The organism is Oceanirhabdus seepicola, from assembly GCF_023684385.1.
Taxonomy (GTDB): domain Bacteria; phylum Bacillota; class Clostridia; order Clostridiales; family Clostridiaceae; genus Oceanirhabdus; species Oceanirhabdus seepicola.
The window spans coordinates 269,613-278,393 of sequence record NZ_JAGSOJ010000006.1; the positions used below are offsets into that span (position 1 = coordinate 269,613).

The 8,781-nt window shown below is 28.8% G+C and carries 9 protein-coding genes; 3 read left to right on the forward strand and 6 right to left on the reverse strand.

The annotated features are described in order from the left end of the window. Positions 1-228: 228 nt before the first annotated feature. The 3 genes from KDK92_RS23075 to KDK92_RS23085 form a co-directional block, all read right to left on the reverse strand. On the reverse strand, positions 229-1,578 hold the full coding sequence (locus KDK92_RS23075; RefSeq protein ID WP_250861778.1) for a sodium-dependent transporter: 1,350 nt from the start codon (positions 1,576-1,578) through the stop codon (positions 229-231). Positions 1,579-1,809: 231 nt separating this feature from the next. Next, complete coding sequence (locus KDK92_RS23080; RefSeq protein ID WP_250861779.1) at positions 1,810-2,418, reverse strand: flavin reductase family protein; 609 nt, start codon at positions 2,416-2,418, stop codon at positions 1,810-1,812. A 108-nt stretch (positions 2,419-2,526) separates the two neighbouring features. After that, the gene (locus tag KDK92_RS23085; RefSeq protein WP_250861780.1) at positions 2,527-3,405 is read right to left on the reverse strand and encodes a YitT family protein; all 879 of its coding nucleotides are present in this window, start codon (positions 3,403-3,405) and stop codon (positions 2,527-2,529) included. Between the two features lie 160 nt (positions 3,406-3,565). Between KDK92_RS23085 and KDK92_RS23090 the strand changes: the two genes are divergently transcribed. The 3 genes from KDK92_RS23090 to KDK92_RS23100 all read left to right on the forward strand — a co-directional run bounded on the left by KDK92_RS23090 (position 3,566) and on the right by KDK92_RS23100 (position 6,043). Next, entirely contained in the window at positions 3,566-4,141 is a 576-nt protein-coding gene (locus tag KDK92_RS23090; protein ID WP_250861781.1) for a GNAT family N-acetyltransferase, read from the forward strand. 260 nt (positions 4,142-4,401) lie between these two features. Then, positions 4,402-5,238, forward strand: a complete 837-nt coding sequence (locus KDK92_RS23095) for a hypothetical protein (RefSeq protein WP_250861782.1) — start codon at positions 4,402-4,404, stop codon at positions 5,236-5,238. A gap of 64 nt (positions 5,239-5,302) precedes the next feature. After that, entirely contained in the window at positions 5,303-6,043 is a 741-nt protein-coding gene (locus KDK92_RS23100; RefSeq protein WP_250861783.1) for a potassium channel family protein, read from the forward strand. 101 nt (positions 6,044-6,144) lie between these two features. Here KDK92_RS23100 and KDK92_RS23105 read toward each other — a convergent pair whose 3' ends face one another. From KDK92_RS23105 to KDK92_RS23115, 3 genes are all read right to left on the reverse strand, one after another. After that, a complete protein-coding gene (locus tag KDK92_RS23105) occupies positions 6,145-7,407 on the reverse strand; it encodes an ATP synthase subunit B family protein (RefSeq protein WP_250861784.1) in 1,263 nt (420 codons plus the stop codon). After that, positions 7,407-8,534 carry a DUF58 domain-containing protein gene (locus tag KDK92_RS23110; protein ID WP_250861785.1) on the reverse strand — a complete coding sequence of 376 codons (1,128 nt, stop codon included), beginning with the start codon at positions 8,532-8,534 and terminating at the stop codon, positions 7,407-7,409. The genes KDK92_RS23105 and KDK92_RS23110 overlap by 1 nt, the downstream gene beginning before the upstream one ends. Before the next feature lie 14 nt (positions 8,535-8,548). Continuing rightward, positions 8,549-8,781, reverse strand: a 233-nt coding sequence (locus tag KDK92_RS23115) for an AAA family ATPase (protein ID WP_420852357.1), incomplete at its 5' end; no start/stop codon positions are given.

Here is an 8,781-nt window from a genome sequence, read left to right on the forward strand (position 1 = left end):
TTTATCTTATGTTCTATAAAATATCATAGAAACTAAAATATTATCCATATTTATTATTTATAGTATATCACTTTTCTACGTTAATTTATATGATGAATTTTGTGAAAATTAGGTTAATAATAAATTATTATATTTGAATATGAATTAAGGATATATTAAGCAAAGTACTAAACATAAAAAGAGTATGAAGGAATAATATCTCTTTCATACTCTTTTTTAATTGTAGTTTTATAATTTAATAATTCCAAAATTAGTTAGGAATATAACTATAATTATTATAGGTGAAATGAATTTTATAATAAAGGACCATAAAGGTGCTATGGAAAATTTAAGTGAACCCTCGTTTTGAATTTCATGAACAGCATTCTTCGTTTTCCATACCCAACCAACAAATATACAAAGTAATAAACCACCAAGTGGTAATAAGATGTTACTAGCGAACATATCCATAAAATCAAAGAAATTATATCCTAAAATCTTAAAATCTGACCATGCTCCATTTGCTAATGAAGATGGAATTCCAAGAAGGAAAATTATTATGGAAAGAATCACAGAAGAAATAATTCTGTTCTTCTTAAATTCGTCAACAACATATGATACACACACTTCTAATAATGAAATTGATGAGGTTAAAGCTGCGAACAATACGAGTAAGAAGAAGATTATTGCAAATATATTCCCAAATGCCATTTTAGAAAAAATTGCTGGGATGGTTATAAACATTAGACCAGGTCCTGCTCCTGGTTCAAATCCAAATGAGAAAACTGCAGGTAGAATAACTAAGCCAGCTAAAAGTGCTACAAAAGAATCTAAAATTAGAATCATTGTACCACTAAATGGTATGTTTGTATTTCTTGGAAGATAGCTTCCGTATGTAATCATACAACCCATTCCTAGACTCAATGAGAAAAATACTTGGCCCATGGCATCTACGATAACTTTAGGTGTAAAAGCTTTACCAAAATCAGGTTTAAATAAGAACTTAACACCTTCAATAGCTCCGGGAAGAGTTACAGACCTTATCATTAAGACAATCATCATAAAAAATAAAGCAGGCATCATAATTTTACTAGCTTTTTCAATACCACTACTTACACCACCAAGTACAATAACTAGTGTTAATACCATAAAGAGTGCTTGATAGAAAAGTGGACTTCCAGCTGAAGAAATAAAACTTCCAAAATGACCACCATAATCAACCGCATTTATTTTGAATAAGCTTCCGCTTACAGAATCAAAAAGGTATTTAATCACCCAACCACCTATTACAGCGTAGAAAGATAAAATTATAAATCCAGCCAAAATTCCTATAGCTCCTGCAAAGCCCCAGTTCTTGTTAATAGCTCGGTATGCTCCTAAGGCATTAAGTTGAGTTTTTCTTCCAATTGCTATCTCTGCAATCATAAGTGAGAAACCAACTAAAAATAGTACAGCTATATAAATAATAACAAATGCTCCTCCGCCGTTTATTCCAGCTTTATAAGGGAATTTCCATAGGTTACCAAGACCTACAGCAGAACCAGCAGCTGCTAAAATAAACCCTAATCTTGATCCCCATTGTCCTCTTGTATTAGTCATAAAATCAGCTCCTTTTTTTAAGTTTGTGCTTATAGTTTAAAAATATGTCATAGTTTAAACTATAATTAAACTTGAAAATAATGAAATTTTGTGAAATTATAACTATCTATGAAAAGGAATCCTAAAAATGAAATATTAAAAGTGATTACACCACGAAAAAGAGTAAAACAAACAAAAATATTAATATTTTTTAAAAAAAATCAATAAAAAAATAACGTCACTTGCATAACGTTATTTTTTGTTAGTCTTTTTATTAGGTTTATTTTTCGACTTTTTTTTCTTTCTAACAGAATATCCGAAACTTCCTATACTCTTATTAACCATAGGGTAATACTCCCCATGACAATAGTGTAGAAGATTTGCATTTTCAAAGTGAATTTTACCTTTTTCATCTATGATATTTTCATTTACATGTGAACAAAGCACATCAACTAAGAAAAGATCATGAGTTCCAAGTGGTATTATATCTCTAACGGAACATTCAAGCGCTACAGGGCACTCATCAATGTATGGAGTGGAAATTTTTGTACTTCCCTTAAGCGTAAGATTAAAATTTTCAATCTTGTCAATTTCTCTACCGCTTCTTACGCCGCAGAAATCAACTGCTTTTACTAAATTGTCACTTGGAAGATTAACAACTAGTTCACCGCTTTTTTTAATAAGTTCATATGAATATCTTTCAGGTCTAATAGCGATACTCAGCATAGGCGGTTTTGTACATGCAGTTCCTATCCAACCAACAGTAAAAACATTAGTTTTATCTGTATCTAAGTCTTTTGAAGTAATCAATGCTAATGGAACGGGATTAAGCATTGCACTTCCTTTGAATTCTCTTTTCATATGTAGTAACTCTCCGTTCTGTATGACTTTTCAAGAATTAATTATATCATAGAAACTTTAGGATTAAAAATGAATGTTGTTCAAAGTTCAGCCTAGGTGGTGTAGTTTTTACTCTTCATCTATTAAACTATCAAAACCTAAACCTTTACCCCAAACTGATATTACAGGAAGTACATCCACAAATGCATTAGAGTCCACTTCTGCTATAAACTTTTTTATTAACATAGATTCACGTGGGGAGCATATTGATACAAGCTTTCTTTTATTTGAATTTGTATATCCACCTTTAATGTCGTATGCACTTACTCCTCTTTTTACTGAACTTATTATATAATCTTCTATTTTCTTGTTTTCATCACTTATAATTTCAATTTTAACCTTTTTAGAACCCAAACCAAATAATACTGTATCTATGGATTTCATTAGAACAAACTGCGAAAGTATAGCATATAGAGCTGTGTTTCTATCAAATATAAATACAGATAAAACTATTATTGCAGTATCTATGCCTAGTAATATCTGACTAATACTTATAAAAGGAAAAATTCTACGATGTAATATCTTTGCAATAGTATCAGTTCCCCCAGCTGAAAATCCTCTTTTAAGTATAAGTCCTGAACCTACACCACCTATTATTCCAAAATATATAGATGCAAGTAACATATCATTTTCAACAAAACGAATGTTTATTTGTTCAAATAGTATTAATATTAGTGGAAATGAAATAGATATAAAAACAATCTTTAGTGCTTCTCTTTTTCCTAAAAATATTCTTGCACTTATTAATACTAAAATAGACAATATATAATAAATATAAGTATATTTTATGCCAATAATATTATCAAATATTATTGATATACCTGTGATACCTCCTGTTATAAGACCGTTAGGTTTAAGTATAGAAGTGATTGCAAAAGCCAATAATAGATTTCCTATAAGAACATATAAATAATCTACAAAGTTTTTATTATTGCGAAATGTATTCATTTTACTATTCCTCCTTTTTTCATTACTCTATAAGTATAGCTGTTTTGGTGTAATATGTTAAGATAAGTTATGTTAAGTTTTGTTAAGGTATCATTTAATATAGATTGTTATTTGAATATTATATATTCGAAAGTAGATCATCAAAGAGGGAGAGAACATAATGAGTAAACTTAATTATCAATTTGACAAATTTCCACAGCTTGAGAGTGAAAGATTTATTTTAAGGGAAGTGAAAGAGAAAGATTACATATCACTATATGAAATATATTCAGATGAAGGTGCAGTAAAATATCAGCCGATAAGTGCTATGAAAACAATTGAACAAGCCCAAAAAGCTGTACAAGCTTTTTTGCAAGGTTTTAAAAATAGAAAATTTATAAGATGGTGTATAGCTATAAAAGAAAATGATACAGTTATTGGATTAATTACACTTCATGATTTTGATTTTTGGAACTCTCAAGCGGAGATAGGATTTATGCTTAACAAAAGGTACTGGAGACAAAATATTATGGGAGAGGTATCTCATGAAATTATTAGAAATGCATTTGAAATAATCGGATTACATAGAATAGAAGCATTAATACATCCAGATAATATTGCTTCAATAAAATTAAGTGAGAAGTTAGGATTCCAGCTAGAAGGACTTAAAAAGGAAGCTGCTTATAATAAGAGAACTGATGAATATGAAGATAGATTAATATTTGGGATAACTAAAAATAATAAGAATAAAACATAGTTTTCGGGGTCACCGTATTCTAATACCAATATGAAGTGGTGTTATTTGATTAAGTTTCTTTAATATAGTAATATTAGAAAAAGATTCACTACTTTAATTTATTTATTGTAGGTAGACGAAGGTAACTTTTAATAAATAACTGAAAGGAAGAAAATTTTTATGTGTAAGGTGAGATTAGCAACTATAGATGATACGAGTAGATTAATTGATTTAATCAAAATTTGCTCTATGTAAAAGAAATTAATTAAAAGGGTGATTGAATGGCTATATTAAATATTGAAATACTAGATAAGATGAATACTCGTATTGAGAATGAACTGATACCACTAATGCGAACAGCAGAATATGCAAAGACTGATGAACTTATTGAAAACATTCTTCAAGAATTACATAAGGCAATTCCTGATAAGAAGAGAATTTCATATGGTATCACATATGTGGTAAAGTTACTCAGTAAAGCGTTATATGAGAGGGTGGAGGAGTCAGATTTAGATGTATTTCATATAGCCACTGTGCTTTACAAAAATTTGAGTTCTTTCAGGACTAAATGTGTTGGACTAGGAATGTTATCTTATCATGGATTGAATGATATTGATGCGACGTTACCATACTTTAAGAACGCAGCAAACCATGAAATTTGGGAGATTCGTGAGTTTGCGCAGATGTACATTAGGAAAATCACTAAAAAGTATCCTAATGAAGTTCAAGCTTTTCTACTGAGTTTAACGCAATCAGTAGATTCGAATCATAGGCGGTTTGCCAGTGAGTCCTTAAGACCTGTTGTGGAGAATAGGTGGATTTTAAAAAATCCCGAGTTTTCTTTAAAGGTGCTAAGACAACTTTTTGAAGAAAGTGATCCCTATCCTAGAGTATCAGTGGGAAATAATCTCAGTGACTTGTCTCGCCAGTTACCGGAGCAAGTATTTGAAATTGTAAAGGAGCTTGTTTCTAAAGAGAATGAAAATTCATATTGGATTGCCAATAGGGCATGTAGAAACCTAGTAAAAACGGAACCACTACGTGTGATGGATCTCTTGAAAGTCGATATCTATGTTTACAAAAATAAGAAGTATAAACGAGTGATTTACGAAAGTTAGAAGGAGAAAATGAAACTTATAGTTTAAACATTTGGAGGAATCAACAAGCCGCATGAAGGAGCAAATGAAGAAAAGAATAAATATGATATACGAAGTTACAATTAATATTGTAGCTGGGTTTATTGTACTAAATACAGTTGTGCGTTTCTTAGGATATGAATTATTTAGACATACTAAAATATATAGATTTATTGAATTAATGATTTATTTTATTTTTACTGTTGAGTATGTTTATAGATTGATAATTGCTAAGGATAAGAAAGCATTTATAAAAAATAATATTTTTGACTTGCTTGCAATAATACCTTTTAGTTCTGTTTTTAGGATATTCAGGATTATTAGAGCTATTAAGTTAATTAAAAAATCAAAAATTAAGAAAATTGGAATTAGAATAAAGCAATTTATAAATACGAATTCATTTTCATATGTTTTATATGGAACTTTAACTTTAGTTTTTGTTGGCGGCTATACCTTATATAGATTTGAGGAAGGAAAATCTATTCATAGTTTGTGGGATGGAATCTGGACAGCTTTTGTAACAATAACAACAGTAGGGTATGGTGACTATGCACCTGTGACAGTTTGGGGTAGAATAACAGCAATGATTTTAATGTTGGTTGGAATAGGGTTCTTAGGAATGCTTACTGGAACAATATCTACCTATTTCATTAATAAGAGAAAAAGTCAGCTTTGGGAAGAAAATTATGGAGATGAGTATAAGACAGTTGATCTGTCAGAATTCACTGAAGTTGAGATAAAAGAAATTAAGAATTTTATTGAATTTATGAGAAGTAGGAAGAAGTAATTATTATAAAAAATAACTATCGAAATGTAATATATCAATTGTAAGAGAGAAAACAAGCAATCAAAAGTAGTTTTGATTGCTTGTTTTTATTTGGGGTATATTTATAACTGTTTCTTTATTTCACTATAATTTTCCTTAATTTTTGTATATTGTGTTTCAGTCATTTCGTGATCTGAAAATTTTGCTTCATTGTATATCAATGCCATTCCATCTAACTCATTAGGTGTATCTACATGCATTTTAGTTACTTTTTTAAGTTGAGAGGCTGTCATATACTTCTTAAATATCTCCTTCTTTTTTGTGGTGATTTGAAATTCTTTAAAAACCTCAAAAATTCTCATATTAACACTTAAATTTCCTCTGAAGATTTTTTTGAATATCTTTTTTAATTTGCCATTTTTTTTATATTCTTTTGATGTTTTTATCTCTTCTCTTATTTCTTTTGTGTCTTCTTTTAAGACTTTTGACTTATTCATAAGTTTCAAGAAAAATTTTACAAGTAAAAACACAATTAATATAAAAACTATAATCTTTAATCCTTGAAATATAAAATTATTATTATCATTTTCTTGTAGGGTAAGTGCTTCTTCAAATAAATCTTTATCTTTAAATATTTTATCAGGGGCATTGATTAAGTCTTCCATATCTTCAGAATGTATATTTTTAGCCAATTTTGAAAAAGCATTGAATAAAAGTGTAAGTGGAAATGAAATTATCCAAAATAAGACATCAAATGTTTTGTCAATTATAAGCATTAGGTACTTTTTAAAAAAATCTAAAATAACTTCACCTTTACCAAAACACACTAAAAGTATGGAACCTGAAATAAATAGATTAAAATACTTTGAATACTTACTTCTAATTTTGAACATGAAATTTCTACTTTCTCGCAGCAGCATAACAATGACAACTAGTAAAAAAACATAATATCTAAAAAGTTCAGAAGCAAATTTTTGATCAGCTATAATAGTTGATACACTCACTATTAAAAAAACTATTAATGCTTTTAAAGACATGTCGTGATAAGTACTATAATCAACCCCATTTTCTTCAATGCTGTTAATATAAATTATCATTGCTACATTGTATAAGCTGTATGCAGCACCACTAAAAATTGTATGATTCAGAAAATATAATGGTATCGTAAATACAATAGGAATTGCACAAGAAATTATTTTTTTATTCTTATTATTTGATTTATTATATATTAGTTGCATAATAAAGCATCCAAGTGAGGTAATTAAGAACATATTATGATTTATATCTATTCCTCCAAATAGGTTAATTAAAAAGGACCAAATAATAAATGATAAAAGCAATATAGTGAAAGTTAATAAGGTCTTAATCTCTCTATTCCAACTCATTATTTTACCTCCTCTATAAAGTCAAGTTTTTCTATCCCTTGAATTTTACATAAATCTGATGTTTTTGAGATATCAATTAATTTAATATTTATTCCTTGTTTAGCTAACTTGCTAAACATGTTGCAGCATCTCTCATTAAGGTAAGAGGTTATAACAACATAAGTTTGATTTCTATTAAAATTTCTTCTATTTATTTCTAAAAATTTATCAAAGTCAACTTCAGTTATATAATCCATTCTTCCACATAATTCCATAATATTTTCAAAAGAATTAACGGCTGGTATGACTTTATTAGTAGGATTTGAATCCCTACTAATTATCCTTGCATTTGTCCACATTCCAGTAGGTATGTTGTCTTTTAATGCCTTATGCGACAGAGTTGCAGCTATTCTTATACCAGACTCTATTCTATCGCTAAGTATACCACTATATGCTATATCGCAACATTGAACATTAATTATAAAAACAAGTTCCCTTTCAGAGGTATAATCATATTCTTTTACCATAAGTTTATTCATTTTCATACTTGATTTCCAATGTATATCTTTCATTCTATCTTCTATGTTGTACTCTCTAATGCCCTTAATATAAAGAGGGTCTTTAAAAATCCATCTTTTTATAATATTATCACCAAGTGAGTTCACTGTTTTAAATTTAAAATTGCACAAATCCATAAGTTTAGGATATACAACGACCTCATTAAAATTATCTACTTGTCTAGTTTCAGAACTAAACCCAAATACATCTCCAACAGTTATTTCCATATCATAAAATAAATAAGTGCCCCTTTTATTAACTGTTACATTGTATTTTCTTCGTCGTCTTTCATATTTCATCATATTATACATAGAAACATGGAAAAAATTCTTTCCAGCATCCTCTATGTTGATATTCTGAATATATTCAAAATCTATGGGTAATTTTTGTTTGATAATTAAAAAAGATATAGGAAGCCATTTGTTATTTTCCACCACTGTTTCTAGTGCAAAAGATTCACCTTGATGTATTCTATTATTTTCTATAGTTCTCTCTATTTTTAAATTTTCAAACCCCTTAACCTTTGTTATATTTCCTATCATAATCAAAAGGCAGATAATTAAACATATAAACATTATTTTAATAAACATAATATCACCCTTTACTATATTTCTTCTAGCGGAGTGTTTATTGAACTTAATATGTCTTGTACAGCTTTTTCTGAAGCATCTACACCGATACTCATATCATTTTTTAGTATTAACCTATGACTTAATACATGCACAGCCATAGCTTTTACATCTTCAGGTATAACATAATCTCTACCCATAATAGCAGCATGAGCTTGGCTAGCTTTCATCAATGCTAATGAAGCCCTTGGACTACAGCCTAATTCAA